Origin of the sequence: Jeotgalicoccus marinus DSM 19772 (assembly GCF_000425825.1) — a bacterium.
GTDB lineage: Bacteria > Bacillota > Bacilli > Staphylococcales > Salinicoccaceae > Jeotgalicoccus > Jeotgalicoccus marinus.
The window spans coordinates 24,620-42,239 of record NZ_AUEE01000007.1; the positions used below are offsets into that span (position 1 = coordinate 24,620).

17 protein-coding genes are annotated in these 17,620 nt (G+C 34.9%); 13 read left to right on the forward strand and 4 right to left on the reverse strand.

Features of this window, described 5'->3' with window-relative positions:
• The first annotated feature begins 60 nt into the window (after window positions 1-60).
• The 9 genes from H624_RS0104760 to yhaM all read left to right on the forward strand — a co-directional run bounded on the left by H624_RS0104760 (window position 61) and on the right by yhaM (window position 10,780).
• Window positions 61-1,170: a GAF domain-containing sensor histidine kinase gene (locus H624_RS0104760; protein WP_026866574.1), complete on the forward strand. Its 1,110-nt coding sequence runs from the start codon at window positions 61-63 to the stop codon at window positions 1,168-1,170.
• A gap of 1 nt (window position 1,171) precedes the next feature.
• Complete coding sequence (locus H624_RS0104765; RefSeq protein WP_026866575.1) at window positions 1,172-1,804, forward strand: response regulator; 633 nt, start codon at window positions 1,172-1,174, stop codon at window positions 1,802-1,804.
• A 161-nt stretch (window positions 1,805-1,965) separates the two neighbouring features.
• Window positions 1,966-3,288: a dicarboxylate/amino acid:cation symporter gene (locus H624_RS0104770; protein WP_026866576.1), complete on the forward strand. Its 1,323-nt coding sequence runs from the start codon at window positions 1,966-1,968 to the stop codon at window positions 3,286-3,288.
• 229 nt (window positions 3,289-3,517) lie between these two features.
• Window positions 3,518-3,964, forward strand: coding sequence for a helix-turn-helix transcriptional regulator (locus tag H624_RS0104775; protein WP_026866577.1), 447 nt, complete (start codon window positions 3,518-3,520; stop codon window positions 3,962-3,964).
• 123 nt (window positions 3,965-4,087) lie between these two features.
• Window positions 4,088-5,218, forward strand: coding sequence for a DUF445 domain-containing protein (locus tag H624_RS0104780; RefSeq protein WP_026866578.1), 1,131 nt, complete (start codon window positions 4,088-4,090; stop codon window positions 5,216-5,218).
• A 54-nt stretch (window positions 5,219-5,272) separates the two neighbouring features.
• Window positions 5,273-5,623 carry a YlbF/YmcA family competence regulator gene (locus H624_RS0104785; RefSeq protein ID WP_035856116.1) on the forward strand — a complete coding sequence of 117 codons (351 nt, stop codon included), beginning with the start codon at window positions 5,273-5,275 and terminating at the stop codon, window positions 5,621-5,623.
• A 78-nt stretch (window positions 5,624-5,701) separates the two neighbouring features.
• On the forward strand, window positions 5,702-6,895 hold the full coding sequence (locus H624_RS0104790; RefSeq protein ID WP_245570578.1) for a metallophosphoesterase family protein: 1,194 nt from the start codon (window positions 5,702-5,704) through the stop codon (window positions 6,893-6,895).
• A 7-nt stretch (window positions 6,896-6,902) separates the two neighbouring features.
• Complete coding sequence (locus H624_RS0104795; protein ID WP_026866581.1) at window positions 6,903-9,830, forward strand: ATP-binding protein; 2,928 nt, start codon at window positions 6,903-6,905, stop codon at window positions 9,828-9,830.
• An 11-nt stretch (window positions 9,831-9,841) separates the two neighbouring features.
• Window positions 9,842-10,780 carry a 3'-5' exoribonuclease YhaM gene (gene yhaM / locus H624_RS0104800; RefSeq protein WP_026866582.1) on the forward strand — a complete coding sequence of 313 codons (939 nt, stop codon included), beginning with the start codon at window positions 9,842-9,844 and terminating at the stop codon, window positions 10,778-10,780.
• Between the two features lie 65 nt (window positions 10,781-10,845).
• On the opposite strand, the gene H624_RS0104805 is transcribed toward yhaM, so the two are convergent.
• The 3 genes from H624_RS0104805 to H624_RS0104815 all read right to left on the reverse strand — a co-directional run bounded on the left by H624_RS0104805 (window position 10,846) and on the right by H624_RS0104815 (window position 12,939).
• Window positions 10,846-11,982: a peptidylprolyl isomerase gene (locus tag H624_RS0104805; protein ID WP_026866583.1), complete on the reverse strand. Its 1,137-nt coding sequence runs from the start codon at window positions 11,980-11,982 to the stop codon at window positions 10,846-10,848.
• 95 nt (window positions 11,983-12,077) lie between these two features.
• The gene (locus H624_RS11600; RefSeq protein WP_051220478.1) at window positions 12,078-12,461 is read right to left on the reverse strand and encodes a YtxH domain-containing protein; all 384 of its coding nucleotides are present in this window, start codon (window positions 12,459-12,461) and stop codon (window positions 12,078-12,080) included.
• A gap of 46 nt (window positions 12,462-12,507) precedes the next feature.
• Window positions 12,508-12,939 carry an HIT family protein gene (locus H624_RS0104815; protein ID WP_026866584.1) on the reverse strand — a complete coding sequence of 144 codons (432 nt, stop codon included), beginning with the start codon at window positions 12,937-12,939 and terminating at the stop codon, window positions 12,508-12,510.
• 90 nt (window positions 12,940-13,029) lie between these two features.
• Between H624_RS0104815 and H624_RS0104820 the strand changes: the two genes are divergently transcribed.
• Together H624_RS0104820 and H624_RS0104825 are read left to right on the forward strand one after the other, a co-directional pair.
• On the forward strand, window positions 13,030-13,767 hold the full coding sequence (locus tag H624_RS0104820; RefSeq protein WP_026866585.1) for an ABC transporter ATP-binding protein: 738 nt from the start codon (window positions 13,030-13,032) through the stop codon (window positions 13,765-13,767).
• The gene (locus H624_RS0104825) at window positions 13,760-14,962 is read left to right on the forward strand and encodes an ABC transporter permease (protein WP_026866586.1); all 1,203 of its coding nucleotides are present in this window, start codon (window positions 13,760-13,762) and stop codon (window positions 14,960-14,962) included. Before H624_RS0104820 ends, H624_RS0104825 begins: the two co-directional genes overlap by 8 nt.
• On the opposite strand, the gene H624_RS0104830 is transcribed toward H624_RS0104825, so the two are convergent.
• Window positions 14,959-15,507 (reverse strand): hypothetical protein, encoded by a 549-nt coding sequence (locus H624_RS0104830; protein WP_166626893.1) that lies wholly within the window; start codon window positions 15,505-15,507, stop codon window positions 14,959-14,961. The two genes, H624_RS0104825 and H624_RS0104830, sit on opposite strands and share 4 nt — an antisense overlap.
• 162 nt (window positions 15,508-15,669) lie before the next feature.
• On the opposite strand from H624_RS0104830, the gene hemE reads away from it, so the two are divergent.
• Both hemE and hemH read left to right on the forward strand, forming a co-directional pair.
• Entirely contained in the window at window positions 15,670-16,695 is a 1,026-nt protein-coding gene (gene hemE / locus H624_RS0104835) for a uroporphyrinogen decarboxylase (protein WP_026866588.1), read from the forward strand.
• A gap of 7 nt (window positions 16,696-16,702) precedes the next feature.
• Window positions 16,703-17,617: a ferrochelatase gene (gene hemH / locus H624_RS0104840; RefSeq protein WP_026866589.1), complete on the forward strand. Its 915-nt coding sequence runs from the start codon at window positions 16,703-16,705 to the stop codon at window positions 17,615-17,617.
• The last annotated feature ends 3 nt before the right edge of the window (window positions 17,618-17,620 follow it).

Below are 17,620 nucleotides of genomic sequence, written 5' to 3' on the forward strand. Positions count from 1 at the left end.
ATAATACTAATCTCAAGTGTAACAAATTTCTTACAATATCTTATCTGTGTGGTGAACATTATGAAAAGTAAACTTCAATTATTAAAAGATATCGCAGAGTTTCTAAATGCAGAGACACATCGTCAGTCCATGATAGATGGTGCTTTGAAACTACTCATTAATCATTCTATATTTGAAACTGGATGGATCTTCTTTATTAATGAACGCGGTGTACATGAACTTAGCGCACATTATCAATTACCACCTTCGTTAGAATACGATGATAATCGTTATTTATGTCAGGACAAGTGCTGGTGTGTCAATAAATTTAATAAGAACGAACTATCTAAGGCAACCAATATAGTCGCATGTTCTAGATTAGAAAGAGCCGCTCGTGAAAGACCGTATGAGAATAGTGATTTTACCCATCACGCTACAGTACCATTAATGTCTGGTGATGAAACCTTCGGTCTTTTAAACGTTGCGACACCATCGACCAAAGAGTTTCAAAAAGATGAACTCGATCTATTAGAATCAGTTGCATTCCAATTAGGGTCTTCCTTAAAACGTTTGGACTTAACCGTGAGAGAAAGAGAGAACATGATTATTCAAGAGCGTCAACGACTCGCTAGAGAACTGCATGACTCAGTTAACCAAATGTTATTTTCTATTGGTATTACGTCTCATGCAGCTCAAGCTATAAAAGACACAAAACAATCTGCCATGGCTTTTACTCGAATAGAGGATACTGCTAAATACGCCATGGAAGAGATGAAAGCATTGATTTGGCAACTTAAACCGATTGGCTTAGAAAATGGTATTGTTGAGGCAATTAAAAATTACGGGAAGATTTTGCAGCTTGAAGTCCATGTATCTGTAAGTGGTTTTTACAATGTTCCAGATAAAATGGAGATAGAAATTTACAGAATCATTCAAGAAGGTATGAATAATGTCAGAAAACATGCAAAAACAAGCGCTGTAAAAATTTTAATTTCTAATGATGAATCATGTATAGATATATCCATTCAAGATGACGGACGAGGATTTGATCCTTCAACGACCGATCAATTTAGTCATGGATTGTCTAATATGAAGGAACGGACAATGAATATGCAGGGACAGTTTGATATAAGAACAAGTGAAGGTCAAGGGACCGTTATAAATATTAATATACCGAAAGGAAGTCGCTAGTATGTACAACATTATTTTAACTGACGACCATCAGGTTGTAAGAGAAGGTATGAAGTTTCTCTTATCTACTACTGAGGATTTAAAGGTCATCAACGATTTTGATAGTGGTGAAGATACGCTAAATTTTTTATCGACCACTGAAGAGAAAATTGATCTTGCACTCATCGATTTAGTCATGCCTGAAATGGATGGTATCGAGCTAACCACTCAACTAAAAGAAAAATACAAAAACATAAAAGTGCTCGTCTTATCTAGTTACACGAGTGAAGAATACATTCGCCCAGTGTTTAGGGCTGGGGCAGATGGCTATATTATTAAGGAAATGGATATCGATGAACTTACCAATTCTATTAGAGATGTCATTGAAGGTAAGCGGGTCGTTCATCCGGATATATTGAAGATTATAGATGAAGGTGGCGTTTTACCACATGAAAAAAATGTCTTATCACGTCGTGAGATGGAAGTGCTAAAAGAAATCGTCAACGGTTTGTCTAATAAAGAAATATCAGAGACATTATTTGTGAGTGAAAAGACTGTAAAAACACATGTGAGTCATATTCTGAATAAGTTGGAAGTCTCAGATAGAACACAAGCGGCAATTTATGCAATAAAATTTAATATTATCGAATTTTAGTTGCATAAATTTTAAAAAACTTTACTTTGTGTAAACGCTTAACCATGCATGTTTAAAAGACTTGTAAATATATATTAACAATAATTCTATAGACAAATCATCGTTATAGACAGTATACTTGAATACATATTCAGAGAATATAAATAAAGGGGGATATATACTTGAAGATTGGTAACAAATTAACAATTTATATTGTAATCGCTTTAATAGCAGGTATAGCTGTAGGTTCAATTTTCAATACCATGGTAGACCAAGGTTGGGTCTTATGGATTGATCAGTACATATTCAATGTACTTGGGCAATTATTCTTAAATCTAATATTTATGGTCGTTGTGCCTGTAGTATTCATTTCAATTACATTGGGTGTTGTTAGTGTAGGTGATCCTAAACTACTTGGAGCAATCGGTGTTAAAACGTTAATATTTTATTTAACTACAACTGCAATCGCAATTACGATTGCAATGGGAATTGCTTTAATTTTACAACCAGGGGAAGGTCAATCGAATTTACTTCAGTCTGATGAAGTGACAGAATATCGTGAGACAGAACTTGAAGGTGGAGATACTGAATTAGCGATGGAACAAACGTTTGACCAGACGCTAATCAATATTATTCCAGATAATATCTTTATGGCAATGGCAGAGCAGGATATGTTACAAATCATAGCTTTCGCGATTTTCATAGGTGTTGGTTTAATTGCGGTTAAGGAAAAAGCTAGTGGAATCGTTAAATTATTTGAACAAGCTAACGAAGTCATTATGTGGATTGTCTTAGCAATCATGAAATACTTCGCAGCACTTGGTGCCTTTGGTCTAGTAGCAACAGCATTTACTCATGCTGGTTTTGGTGCGATTCAACAGCTCGGAATGTATTTCTTATGTGTATTACTTGCCTTGTTTATTCACTTTGCAGTTGTCTATGGTTCTGCAGTAACCTTCTTAGCGAAGAAAAGCTTTGTTTGGTTCATTAAAAACTTTACTCCAGCTATGACTGTTGCCTTTAGTACTTCATCATCATCTGCTGTACTACCGGTTTCTTTAGAAACGGCTCAGAATAGATTGAAAGTCAGAAAGAGTATTTCCGCATTCGTTCAGCCTTTAGGTGCAACGATTAATATGGATGGTACAGCCATAATGCAAGGGGTTGCGACAGTATTTATTGCACAATTGTCTGGTGTTGATTTAACAATCATGCAGATGGTAACAGTGGTAATTATCGCAACAATTGCAAGTATCGGTACAGCTGGTGTTCCTGGTGTAGGACTTGTAATGCTTGCCATGGTACTAACTGCTGTTGGACTTGATCCAGCTGCCATTGGTATCATCTTAGGGATTGATAGATTACTTGATATGACACGTACAACAGTGAACATCACAGGAGATGCGACAGTGGCTATGATCATTGACCATCAACAAAATGTTAAAGAAGGTAAGTTCATCAAGGGTAAACATAAATACGTCGACGGTGAAATCGTTGAAAAATAATTAGTTGTGGTGAGGCGTCTTTGGACGCCTCACTTTTTTGTATGTTATCAGATTATAACGATTTTATTTTAATCGATGATAATATCGTTATAATAGTGAATAATTAGTGAATTCTTTCCCAAAGCTCTTTTAATTGTAATAATTATCATTTAAAATATTGAATAGACAAAAAGTGATATAATAGGTGGTTAATATAAGTTAATCGCAGTGAGATGAAGGGACGATCTAAATGGATAAGCAAGAATTCACACAAATTCTACAGTCGAAGTTCAAAATAGTTAGAACGGAGGCTGGTTACACACAAGATGCTATGAGCCATACAATTGGATTATCCAAAAAGACACTAGTACAAATAGAAAAAGAACGCATCGTACCTAACTGGACGACGAGTGTGTCACTCTGTGCACTATTTAGAAATAGTGAAGTATTAACCAATACGTTCGGTGGAGATCCTTTAGAATTAGTACAAGTGTTATCCAGAGGTTCAGCAATTTACCCTAACTACAATAAAGGGAATATTTATTGGGAAACCTTAGAATCAAACAAAGGTTACAAATTGGAATTCAACAAAACGAATTCAATTTATCGTGTAATTAGTGATAAGAACCAACCCCTACATGCTTCATATATCGAGAGAGAAATGAGAACGTATTTTGAGCGTGTAAGTAACAGATAATATACTTTATTATGAAGCCTAAAGACTAGATGATGTGTCCTTAGGCTTCTTTTTTAATGCTTTTCCTTTAAATTGTATCTAAAGTTGTATATAGTTATTAAGGCGAATAAGAGGTGAAATTCAATGAATCCAATTTTACAAATTGCAATAATGATTATAACAGGGGCTTTAATTGGTGGTTTTACAAATACACTCGCAATTAAAATGTTATTTAGACCATATGAGGCAAAATATTTATTCGGTAAGAGACTGCCATTTACGCCGGGTGTCATTCCTTTACGACGTGACGAAGCATCGACGAAACTCGGTGAAATTGTTACTGGTCACTTATTAACACCAGAAGTTTTTAGGGATAAATTACAAAGCCCTGAAATGAATAATTTAATTATGCATTTCATCGATCGTCAGATTGAAACGATTGAACAAGAAAAGCTAACCCCATCATACTTTTTAGAACGTCTGTCTGACGGATTGACTGACAAGTTAATTCACTTTTTTAATGAAGAAATTAAATCGAAAGTCCAAGATGAAGGACAAAAGCTTTACCAAAGAGAAGTGGGAAGTTTGATTCCTGATGATGCGCTAGCGTCCTTAGATCAAAAAGTGGATCACCTTGCTTATGATATCAACAACAAGATCAGTAGCTATTTGTCGAGTGAAAAAGGTTATAATGACATATTTACTATGGTGGATGAATTTATAGAGAATAGGGGACGAATAGCAAAAGGGCTTAAATACTTTATGACTAAAGAGTCTTTAGCACATAGAGTCCAAGATGAGCTACTTAAACTTATCAGTCAGGATAAGATGATTGATATAGAGAAAAAAGTGATTTTAGATGAGTATGAGAAATTTAAAAATAATCGCTTAGATGATGTAGTCTCAATCCAAGATAGGGACAAAATTATCAATAGCATTGTCGAAGTCCTACAAGAAAAAATAGATATTAGGGAGATTTTAAATACACCAATTGTCAACTTTAATCCTGAATTGTTTGAACGCTTTAAGGAAAAGGGTAAATACAAATTGAAAGACGACTTCATTGCCTATTCATCAAAGAATATGACGAAGATCATCAACAAGCTTCAGCTTGCTGACGTGATTAAGAAACAAATTGATAGCTTTGAGTTAAGTAAACTTGAGTCATTAGTAATGGATGTAGCAAATAAGGAATTTAAAATGATTATGCTACTGGGTTATTTACTCGGGGGTATTGTCGGATTGTTCCAAGGCATGTTAGTATTGTTTTTCTAATTGCATAATTTGTGTTAATGTAAAATTATCAAACTAAAAGGAGCTTTTTTTCAAATGACTAATGTATATGATCAGGCGAACGCACTAGAGAGTGCTTTACGTCAATCAGAAGAATTCCAACAAATGCAGGAACTTTATTCTAAAGTAAACGAGAATGAAGAATCTAAAAAACTTTTTGATGAGTTTAGAGAATTACAAATGACTCTACAACAAAAACAAATGCAAGGTGAAGAACTTCTTGAAGAAGACATTCAAAAAGCTCAGAGCTCAGCTCAAGAAATTGAGAACGATGAAAACATTAAAGGTTTAATGGAAGCAGAACAAAAAATGAGTCAGCTTATCCAAGACTTAAACCGTGTGATTATGAAGCCTATTGAAGAGTTGTACGAAATCAACAATCAATAAATTAATTATAGATGAGAGGCCTTACGGCCTCTCATTTTTGTTATAATGTTGGGGAATAGATTTTTCGCCTAAGAAAGGATGAATCCATTGGTAAAATTTATCCATGCAGCTGATCTGCATTTAGATAGTCCATTTAAATCTCGGACAAAAATGCCCGCTAGTATATTAGAAATACTCATGGAAAGCACATATAAAAGTGTCACGCGTATGGTTGATTTTGCAATTTCGGAACGCGTTGATTTTATACTTATTTCAGGAGATGTTTTCGATCAGGCTAACCGTTCTTTAAAATCTGAAATATTCTTAAAAAATCAATTTAATAGATTGAGAGATAAGGGAATATTTGTCTATATGATTCACGGAAACCATGATCCATTATCTTCAGGTTTTAAAACAAACTGGCCGGAAAATGTTGCGGTTTTCAGGGAGAATGTTGAAACTTATGAAATGATGAGTAATAAGGGTGAACGTATATATTTACATGGATTCTCTTACTTGTTAGATGAATCTTATGAGAATAAGCTAGATGAGTATCCGACGAATACAGATAATAGAGGGATTCATATTGGACTCTTACACGGTACTTATGCGAAGACTGACAACGATGTAAAACGTTATACAGAATTTAATTTAGAAGCATTAAACAATAAACTTTATCACTACTGGGCACTTGGTCACATTCACGTGCGTCAACAGCTATCAGATTTACCACTGATTCACTATGCGGGTAATATCCAAGGTCGTCATAAGAATGAAACAGGCGAAAAAGGATTCATACTCGTTCAAGGTGATGACGTTCGTTTATCAACTGAATTTGTACCTGTACAAGAAGTTGTTTTTAATAATTTTGAACTTAAGGTAGACACGCTAAAAAAAGAGAAGCTCTATCAAAAAATTGTTGAGTTTAAACAAGGCTTAAGAGAAAAAAATAAATATATTATCAATCTCACGCTCAATTATGATGGGGAAGAAGAAATGTCATTAATGGACTTCAATGAACTAATTGAACTGCTCCAAGAAGACGAAGTCAATATTGATCAGTTTGTGTGGATTGATAATATCGAGGTCACTTATAATAATGCTGAGCAAATTGCTTTATTAAATGATATTAAGAAAAGTTATTCAAATAACGAAGAACTCTTTAGAGAAGCAGTAAATACGATGTATATGGATCCTAATATTAATCGATATCTTCCACCAATTGGTGAGATTTCTCAAGATGAACTGCTTAAGATGGGTGAAGATCGCCTGAAAATGTTAATGAGGAAGTAGTGAGCATATGAAAATACTTTCGGTAAATATATATGGATACGGTAAATTAATAAAGCAAGAATACAATACAAACCAGGATTTTCTTCAGGTATTCGGTGAGAATGAAGCCGGTAAGTCTACGATGATGTCCTTTATTCATTCAGTACTCTTTGGTTTCCCAACTAAAAAAGAACAAGAACCCCGTCGTGAGCCACGTATGCATAACTTATATGGTGGAAAACTGACGGTTCAGTTTAACGATGAGGAAGAACCTGTTGAAATCGAACGTCTTAAAGGTAAAGTTCAAGGCGACGTCAAAGTGTATTTTAAGGACGGTACGATGAGAGGCGAGGAGTGGTTAGCTAAAAAGCTAAACTACATCGATAAGAGAACCTATCGCTCAATCTTCTCCTTTGATGTTTTAGGCTTACAAGATATTCATAAGAACATGACTGAAGATAAGCTTCAAGAATATCTTTTAAGAGCAGGTGCACTAGGTTCTCATGAATATGATGAGATGCTTGGCGCTATCGATAAAGAACTCAAAACACTCTATAAGCGTAACGGTATTAATCCTACTATTAATGTAGAACTAGAACACTTAAAGGAACTTAACGAAAAAATACGATCTGTTGAAAAGCAGGAGGACCGCTATAAATATTTAGTCGGAGAACAAGTTAAGACACTTGAGAACTTAAATGCTAAAAAACATGCGCTAAATCAATTGGATATGGTACGTAAACAGAAGATGAAAGAAGTTATGTACCATAAAGATATTAAAGATTGGAAGCAGTTAGAAAGTAAATTAGATATAGAGCCGGTAAACTTCCCTGAACGTGGAATTGAACGCTATGAGTCTCTGAGAAATCATATTAAGCAATCTGCAAGGGATATTGGTTTACGCCAGGAAAAACTTAAAACATTAATTGATGAAATTCAACATGTAGAATTACCAGATAAGTCGGTAATGGAATATTTAGACCGATTACAAAAAGAAGAGCCTGAAATCAGACAACAAAACTTAGAAGTTGTCCGACTTTCCAATTCAATTTCTAATTTAGAAGACAGTATCCTGAATAATCAAAGGGACATTGGCTGGCAGGAAGAACACTTAGATGTGGATGATTCTAATATTGTCAGAGAAACTGTACAATCACTCTTATCTAAATATGACGAAATCATGCTTGAAGAACAGTATTTGATCCGAGAAATTGATCATTTAAATGGCGACATTAAGCAACTGGACGCTGAAATTGAAGCATCTGAGTCAATTCAAATAGATGACCAGAGAATGGCAAAAAAACGTGAGTTATTAGATAAGGAATTTGAACTCGTTGAGAAAAAACGCATGTATCAACTGATAGAAAAAGATTACGAACGTGAAAAGCGGGAAAGAGACCGCGTAAAAAATTGGCAGGCAGCTTTAATAATTGCCATTAGCTTAGTCGCGATTATTATCGGTGTTACTTTTATTATTAATCACAGTTATTTATATGGTGGCTTGAGTTTAGCTATAGGTGCAGCTGCCTTGTTTATACTTGTTATCACAAATAACCGGGAACAAGATACCTTGAAAACAGATTATCAAGATGAGGTAATGAACCTGCAACAAGACATTGAGTCACTTAAACAAAACTACGACATTGCTTTTGATATCGAAGAAGCAAAAGACTTAAGACAAGAACTAAAGTCTTTACGTGCAAAACGTAGTTCTTTTGAAGTGAAACTGGGTGATTTAAATGAGACTTTATCCGTTAATGAAGCAAATCAAGATCACCTAAATACTCAACTTTTAAGTGTTAAAAATGACTTGAAAGTAAACCCTGATATCGAAGCGAAATATATCGTTGATGCGATATTTACAATTAGAGATATAAAACAAAAACGCCGTCAAATCGATAAGGAAAAAAATCAGTTAAATGACATTAACAATGCACTCAATGATTTTGATCAAAGAGTCAGTGAAGAAGTCAGTAATTTAGGCATTCATTATTCTAAAAATGCTGTTTTCCATGAAGCAAATCAACTGGCGAACAAGTTAAGTGCCGATGAATCTAAATATTATCGTTTACGAGAGCAGGCAGACTTACTTGAGAACGAAATTTCGGTCCTAGAAGAACGCAATCGTACGTCTCAAAGAGAGCTCAATGAACTCTTAGATTATGTTGAAGCGGATGATGAAGAAGAGTATTACTACTATGCTAGAAAGCATGAAGAATATACAGCTGATGTAAATCGCTTTAAGGTGCTTAGTGAAAAACTTGACGAAGAGCACTTTGATTATGATCTTAGAAATGACCTATCTAATCGACTCTTGGCTGACCTTAAAAATGATGAAGATGAAATTAATCAGCAGATAGATGTTGTCTCTGAACAAATCCAAAGTGAACAACAAACATTAGTTGAATTAAATAATGAAATTAAAGTCCTTGAAAGTGATGGTAAACTCAGTGAACTAAATCATTTATACGGTATGCAAGAAAGTGTAGTACAAAGCCTTTCTGAGGAGTTTATGTCACTAACGTATATTAAGATTTTAATTGAAACTCATATCAAGGCAATTAAGGATGAACGTCTACCAATCGTTATCGAGGAAGCGAGAGAGACATTTGAGTTTGTAACTAAGGGTCGTTATATCAATGTGATTTACAATGAAGAAGGTATCTTCGTAAAACATAAGAATGGACAGATATTCCATCCATTGGAACTGTCACAGTCAACTAAAGAGATGCTTTATATCAGCTTGAGACTTAGTCTTATTAGAGCCTTGAAGGGCTACTATCAACTGCCAATTATTATTGATGATGCATTCGTACATTTCGATAGTGAGAGAACGAAGACGATATTAGATTACTTCAGAACAAAAACGAATGATCAAGTGCTATACTTCACTTGTAATTTAAATACAAGTATCCCGTCAGCGCAGACGATTCGACTAAAGGAAAAAAATAAATAGGAGGATCAAGAATGAATAATATATCATCGTTAAAAGCTGGCGACTCAGTAGATACATTCTTTTTAATTAAAAGAGCCCAGCAAGGTGTAACGACACAAGGTAAGCCCTACATGACGATTATTCTCCAAGATAGAACAGGTGAAGTGGAAGCTAAACACTGGAATGTAACACCAGATGAGATTGAAGTGTTATTACCAGAAACTTTAATCAAAGTTAAAGGAGATATTATCGATTATAGAGGGAAAAAGCAGATGAAAATTGCAAATTTCCGACTAGCAACACCAGAAGATGGACTTCAACCTAAAGATTTCGTTGAAAAAGCACCTATCGATGGTGATGAACTATACGATAAAATCTTAGATTACTGCTTGAAAATAGAAAATGGTAGTCTACAGAGAATTACACGTCAGTTATTAACGAAGTATAGGAAAGAATTCTCGGTGTTCCCGGCAGCAATGAGTAATCATCACGATTTCGTATCCGGCTTAGCTTACCATGTTTACTACATGCTGAGAGTCGCTGATTCATTGTGTGATATTTACCCGACACTAAACCGAAGCCTATTGTTCTCAGGTATTATTTTACATGATATTGGCAAGGTTAAAGAATTGTCTGGACCAATTGGAACAACTTATACTAATGAAGGTAATTTAATTGGTCATATTGTCATAGCTGTTGAAGAAATAAATAAAATTGCAGAACAGCTTAATATTGAAGGTGAAGAAGTGATGTTATTAAAACATTTAATCCTGAGCCATCATGGTAAACTAGAGTACGGATCACCTAAGATGCCAATGATTAAAGAAGCAGAAATTCTTCATTTCATTGATAATATTGATGCGAGAATTATGATGATGGATAAGCATATCAATAAAGCTGACAAAGGTAGTTTTACAGATAGAATCTTCCCATTAGAATCACGTAACTTTTATAGACCAGAGAGCTTTTAAAATATAATTAACGAATAACAAAAAAGATGTTAGTCAATCTCTCTGATTGACTAACATCTTTTTATTTACTCAGCGTCCTCAGAAGACTCGCTATCTTCGCCTGATTCAGCATTTTCACCGGACTCACTGTCGGTTGATTCTTCATTTTCTTTACTAGGCTCTCCAGCATTTTCTTCTTCGGCTGCTGGATCTTCAGTTTGAGCGTTTTCCAGTGCTTCATTCGCATTTAGGAAGGTGTCTTCAATATATGTTTGAATTTCTTCATTTTCAAACTCTACTTCATATTCTTCTAGAAGATCTTCATATGCTTTTAGTGCTTGTTGTGGATCTTCTTGAATGCTCTGGTTAACAAGTTGCGCCTTAATTGTGTTTAATTCTTCTTTTGGTGTATCTTCCAGTGTGGCATCTTCACGAAGTATAATATGGTAACCAAACTGTGATTCGACTGGTTCTGAAATCTCACCAGCTTCTAAATCAAATAGTGCAGTTTCAAATTCTTCAACCATTTGTCCTTCTGGTACATAACCAAGGTCACCACCATTTTGTGCACTACCTGTATCATCTGAGTTTTCTTTAGCAAGTTCTTTGAAGTCAGCACCTTCATCTAATTGGGCTTTCAGGTCATCTGCTTTTTGTTTTGCTTCTTCTTTAGTCAAACTTTCTTCCGCGTTTTCTTCATCTTCTGCGGGTGCTTCGCCTTCTTCACCGAATGAAACGAGAATGTGAGATGCTTTTCTGACATTTTCAAATGCTTCTTCATCAGTTATTTCTAAGTAATCCGCAAAATATAAATCGTTATATGCGTTAGAAATGCGCTGTTGTTTATAAGAATCAACTGTCATTCCTGGTTGAGATTGTTGTAACATCATGGAAAAGTTTTCTTCTCCACCATATTGTTCAATTTCTTCTTCTACTTGTGCTGTTAACTCTTCTCTATCAATTTCTTCTGAGTACTTATCAGAAAGGATTTGGTCTAATACTAATTGGAAAGTCTGATTAGCGACTTGATTCGTACCAATTTGATTTAATACATCGTCTGTAGTAATATCACCAGCTTTACTTGAAGCTAGAACATCTCCGTATTCAACTTCACCTTGGTCTGTATTTTCTTCAGATTCATTACTTTCACTGCTATCATTACTACAAGCAGCTAGACTGACCAAGCCAATCCCTAAAATAAAAGGTGCTAATTTCTTCTTCATCTCAAATTCTCCTCCTAGTTGCATATACAAGAAATAATATAACACACAAAAAAGGCAGCATACAAACGTAAGCTGCCTGATGTTTAAATAGTCTGTTATTTTTCTTCAGTTTCCGATTGATCTTTCTTACTTGGTGGGCCTTCTAAAGCGCCATCTACACGGTTTTGAACATTTTCAATATTAGTCTGTAAACGTTCAATATTTGGGTTGATGTCTGCTTGGAAGTTAGAAATCATCGTTTTAACTTCATCTCCAAGTGTTGAGAAAACCTCACTTGATTCATGCTTTGTTTTAAGGAAAGCATTTTTGATTTCGTCACCTTCGATTTTTAACTGATTAAGACCTGACTGTAAATCATTAGTGCCAGATGCTAATGAATTTTGTAAGGCTTTACCGGACTTAGGAGCGTTCAAGAATGCAATAAGTAAACCTCCAGTTAATCCAACAGTAAAGCCGACTCCGATATTTTTAAGTTTCATATTATACACCTCTCATTGTTTCTTACATACCCTGTCTCGGCGTTAGTTATGCATTTAATGAATTTTTAATTGCATCAGCTACTTCACTGCGAACATCGGTAGAGTTCTCTTCTTCAGGTAAGTCAACCCACTTATAACCAAAACCATCATGTGCTTCTTTATATCTCGGGATGATATGGAAGTGTAGATGGAAGACTGATTGTGATGCGTAAGCACCGTTGTTTTGAACAACGTTAAGTCCGTCAGGGTTAAACGCGTCTTTGACTGCATTAGCCACTTTTGTGACAACCTTGATTACTTTTGCACCTGTTTCATCATCTAGGTTGTAAATATTTTCTATTACTTTTTTAGGGACGACAAGTGTGTGCCCCTTAGCAACTGGAAAGGCATCCATAAATGCAATGACATCATCGTCTTCATAAATAATATTTGCGGGTACTTCTCTGTCGATAATTTTTTCAAAAATAGTCTTAGTCATCTCAATATCCTCCATAGCTCTCTTTATGATATAGTTTTACTTAAGTATCAGTATACAAATAATTAGAACGATTTAAAAGGAAGTCAAACAATGGTCTTAAATATAAAAAATCTAACAGGTGGCTATTCAAAGGAACCTGTCATTCATGATATTTCATTAGATATAAAACGTGGGGAAATCATTGGTCTCATTGGTTTAAATGGTGCCGGTAAAAGTACCACAATTAAACATATCTTAGGTCTATTAAGACCGCATTCCGGATCAATAAAGGTCATGGAACGTACATTAGAAGATGATGTAGAAGCTTATCGGCGACATCTAGGTTATATCCCTGAAACTCCAATACTCTACGAAGAGTTAACACTTAAAGAGCACATCAATATGACAGCGATGGCTTATGGCCTTACACCTGAACAAGTTGAAGAAAGAAAGGGTCCACTTTTAAAAAGATTTAGGCTGGATGATAAGGAAGATACATTTCCTAGTCATTTTTCCAAGGGGATGAAACAAAAAGTTATGCTCATCTGTGCCTTCATTGCTGAACCAGATCTTTATATTATAGATGAGCCTTTTTTAGGGCTAGACCCATTAGGAATTGAATCACTTATTGAACTCATGATTTCTGAAAGAGAAGAAAACCGATCAATTTTAATGAGTACACATATTTTATCGACAGCTGAACGATACTGTGATCGATATATCATAATAGATAAAGGTCGTAAAATTGCCGATGGTAATTTAGAGGAGTTAAGAGCGTTAACTCACTTGCCGAATGGGACGCTTGATGATGTCTATATCAAACTCACTGGTGGTAATCACCATGAGTAAAGCGTTATTTGAAGGACGAATGACCGAAGACATCAAATTAAGGAGCTATTATGGAAAGTTTATATTTAACAGTCACTTTTTAGTATTTTTAATGATTGCTGCAGGTGTCATGTTATATACCTTACTCGGCTTGAGAGAAACTCTAAGTCCAGGAATACACATTGATTTAATCTGTGCGATTGTACTTTCCATTTTTATAAACCCAAAATATAGAAGTTTATTAAAAGAAGCGGACATGTTGTTCTTACCACCTTATGAAAAGCATATGACTGCCTATTTTAAACGGGCAGATATTTACAGTTTGTCACTCGGTATTGTTCCGCCAATTGCAGTGTCTATTGCAGTAATGATTCTCTTAACAATTGGTCATGACCTAACTCATATTATCCTCTTTTTCTTTGTTGCATTGATCTTGTACTTCAATACGTTTTCGATTAAGAGATTAGCAGTTAATACTGAGCTGAAAAAGTGGATGGTAAATTTAATTTTATTCGTATTAAACTTTGTTAGCTTATTTTTAATTCAACAGCATTCATTGTTCATTATTTTAGCACTCGCTATTGTTGTCCTTAGTCAAGTCAGTGTGAGGAAAATACGTTTTAAGACCTTATCATGGTTGAATTATACAGCCTATGAACAAGAGGAGTCACACGCTTATTTCCAAGTGGTCAGCATGTTTACGAATGTAAAACAAATTGATAAGAGCTTTAAGCGACGCGCATATTTAGATCTATTATTACCAGATATGAAGGGTGAAAAGTTTAATAAGAAAAATATGTATGAGTATCTATTTTACCGTTCTTTTCTAAGAGATCATGATTTACCTATGATTGTGCTTAGAATTATCATATTATTCTTTATCATTATGTTTTGGATTTCAAACTTTTATATTTCACTCGTATTTTCACTGTTTGGTATTTATATTATTGTCTTGCAGATGTCTCAAATTTATACGAATCAAGCCTATCTTTTATGGCCAAAAATATGGCCAGTAAATCGTTCATACATTCAAGATAGTTACATTAGGTATTCTCATAAAATGGTTCTATTGATATCTATAATCTTCACATTAATGTTTATTATTGTAGAATCTGAGTATTTTTATATAGGACTATTATTCCCGTTATGGGGTCATGTGTTGAACAGATTCTTATCAAGATCAATTTACAAAAAAGAAGAAGAACTAAGTGATTAATCACTCAGTTCTTCTTTTTCTTCGTCAGAGAAGACATTTTCATTAATTGTGTAATAGGTTTTAGATGATAAGAAATCTCCAAAGAGCGACTCTTCTGTACGGAATTTTTTAAGAGCCTCTGTTGTCAGGTATTGTTCGTGAATATCCGTATATTTAAAGTCATCGTAAATAGATAAGTCTGCCCATTTAATTAGTATCATATAAGTTTCTTTTTTCTCATTGACCCCAACACGATATGCAAGAACGCCATTTATGTCAGCTAATGCTTTCGCTAAATCTAAAACATGTGCACGGAGTGAGTGGAATCCATCTCCTGCAGAAGGGATATAATACATTGTCATCGGTCCATCTGCATCGAGACCACCCATATTTTCAAAAATCTCATATGTCATTTTAGTGGAGAATACTGAGTCTTCATTATTATCTTCATAGTACAAAATAGCATCAGTACCTCTTGAGCTAATGGATGTTTGGTCATATTTCTCATGAAGAGATGTTAAATAATCTAATGTGCCTGTTGTTAAATGCAAATACAATTTCTTCACCTCATAAAGTCTTATTAATTTTTATATACCTGCTCAATAGTGACTTTAAACATAGTCACAAATAGAACGAATTTTTGACAACTTCGAGCTAAATAATAATAGTTCTAATGAATGTGATAAAATACTATAGTGTATAAAAAAATATTAATAGGGGGAAACACTGTGTTTAATGATACTATCATTCGGGCAGCGCGCGGCGAGAAAACAGAGCATACGCCGGTTTGGTTTATGAGACAGGTTGGGCGTTCACAGCCAGAATATAATAAAGTGAAAGAGAAGTATTCACTGATTGAAATTACTAAACAACCTGAACTCACTGCCTATCTAACTGCGACACCAGTAGACAACTATAATGTTGATGCTGCGGTACTTTATAAGGACATCATCACGCCACTTGCACCAATTGGAATTGATGTGGATATTAAAGCTGGTATTGGTCCAGTAATAGAGAATCCGATTCGAACAATTCAAGATGTAGAAAAACTAGGAGAGCTAGACCCCTTTAAAGACTTAGATTATGTATATAAGGCGATCCAAATTCTAACTCAAGAAAAGTTAAATGTCCCTTTAATTGGCTTCTGCGGTGCACCGTTTACTGTAGCGAGCTATATGATTGAGGGCGGTCCATCAAAAAATTATCACAAAACTAAAACAATGATGTATACACAGCCAGAGCTGTGGTTTAAATTGATGGATAAGCTAGTTGAAACAAGCATTACTTACTTAACAGCACAGATTAAAGCAGGTGCTGGCATTATTCAGATATTTGATTCATGGGGTGGTGCCCTTAATAAAGCTGACTATAACTACTATCTTGCACCGGGTATGAAACGTATTATTAAGGCAGTAAAAGCACAAAATGTGCCAGTTATCATTTTTGGAGTCGGTGCAAGTCACCTAGCTACAGAATGGGACAAATTAGGTAGTGACGTGCTTGGACTCGACTGGAGAATGTCAATTACTGAAGCACGTGAACTTGGAATTACTAAAGCTTTACAAGGAAACTTAGATCCAGCGATTCTCTTATCCGACTGGAATATTATTGAAGAACGTGCCAAGAAAATTGTTGAAGAAGGGCAAAGAACAGGGCACATCTTCAACCTTGGACATGGGGTATTCCCAGAAGTGAATCCAGAAGTACTAAAACGTTTAACTGAACTAGTACACACATATAGTAAAGGACTGTGATTTTAAAATGAGTGAAAAAAAAGCATTATTAGTTATGGCGTACGGAACGCCTTACAAAGAATCGGATATTGAACCATACTATACGCATATTAGACATGGTAGAAAACCAAGTGAAGAAGCTTTACAAGACTTAAAGGATCGCTATGAAGCAATCGGTGGTATTTCTCCTTTAGCAGATACAACAGAACGCCAAGCAAATGCATTAGTAGAAGTACTGAACAAACAAAGTGATGATGAGTACGAGCTGTTTATTGGCTTAAAACATATTCATCCTTTCATTGAAGATAGTGTAAAAGAAATTAGTGAACGTGGAATTAAAGAAATTCATACGGTTGTTTTAGCACCGCATTATTCTAATTTCTCAGTCGGTTCTTATAATAAACGTGCCAAAGAAGAAGCTGAAAAATATGGTATGACGGTTAAATCTGTCGAATCATTTTACGAGCAAACACCATTTATAGATTTCTGGGTGGATGCTTTAGAAGGTACGTTTAAAGAAATTCCTGAAGAAGAACAGAGTAAAACTGCAATTGTTGTGAGTGCACACAGTTTACCTGAGAAAATTAAAGAACATAATGATCCGTATCCAGACCAATTAGTAGAGACTAAGAACTTATTAAAAGCACGATTTAATAAAGGTCATTACTTTGTAGGTTGGCAGTCTGAAGGGAACACGCCTGATCCTTGGTTAGGGCCAGATGTTCAAGACCTTACTCGTGAATTACACAAAGAACATGGATTCGAACATTTTGTTTATTTACCACTCGGTTTTGTATGTGAACATTTAGAAGTACTTTATGATAATGACTATGAATGTAAGGTCGTAACTGATGAAATCGGTGCAACTTACCATAGACCGACAATGCCGAATACAGATGAACGCTTTATTCAAGCGATGGTAAACGAACTCGTTAAACTTTAATTT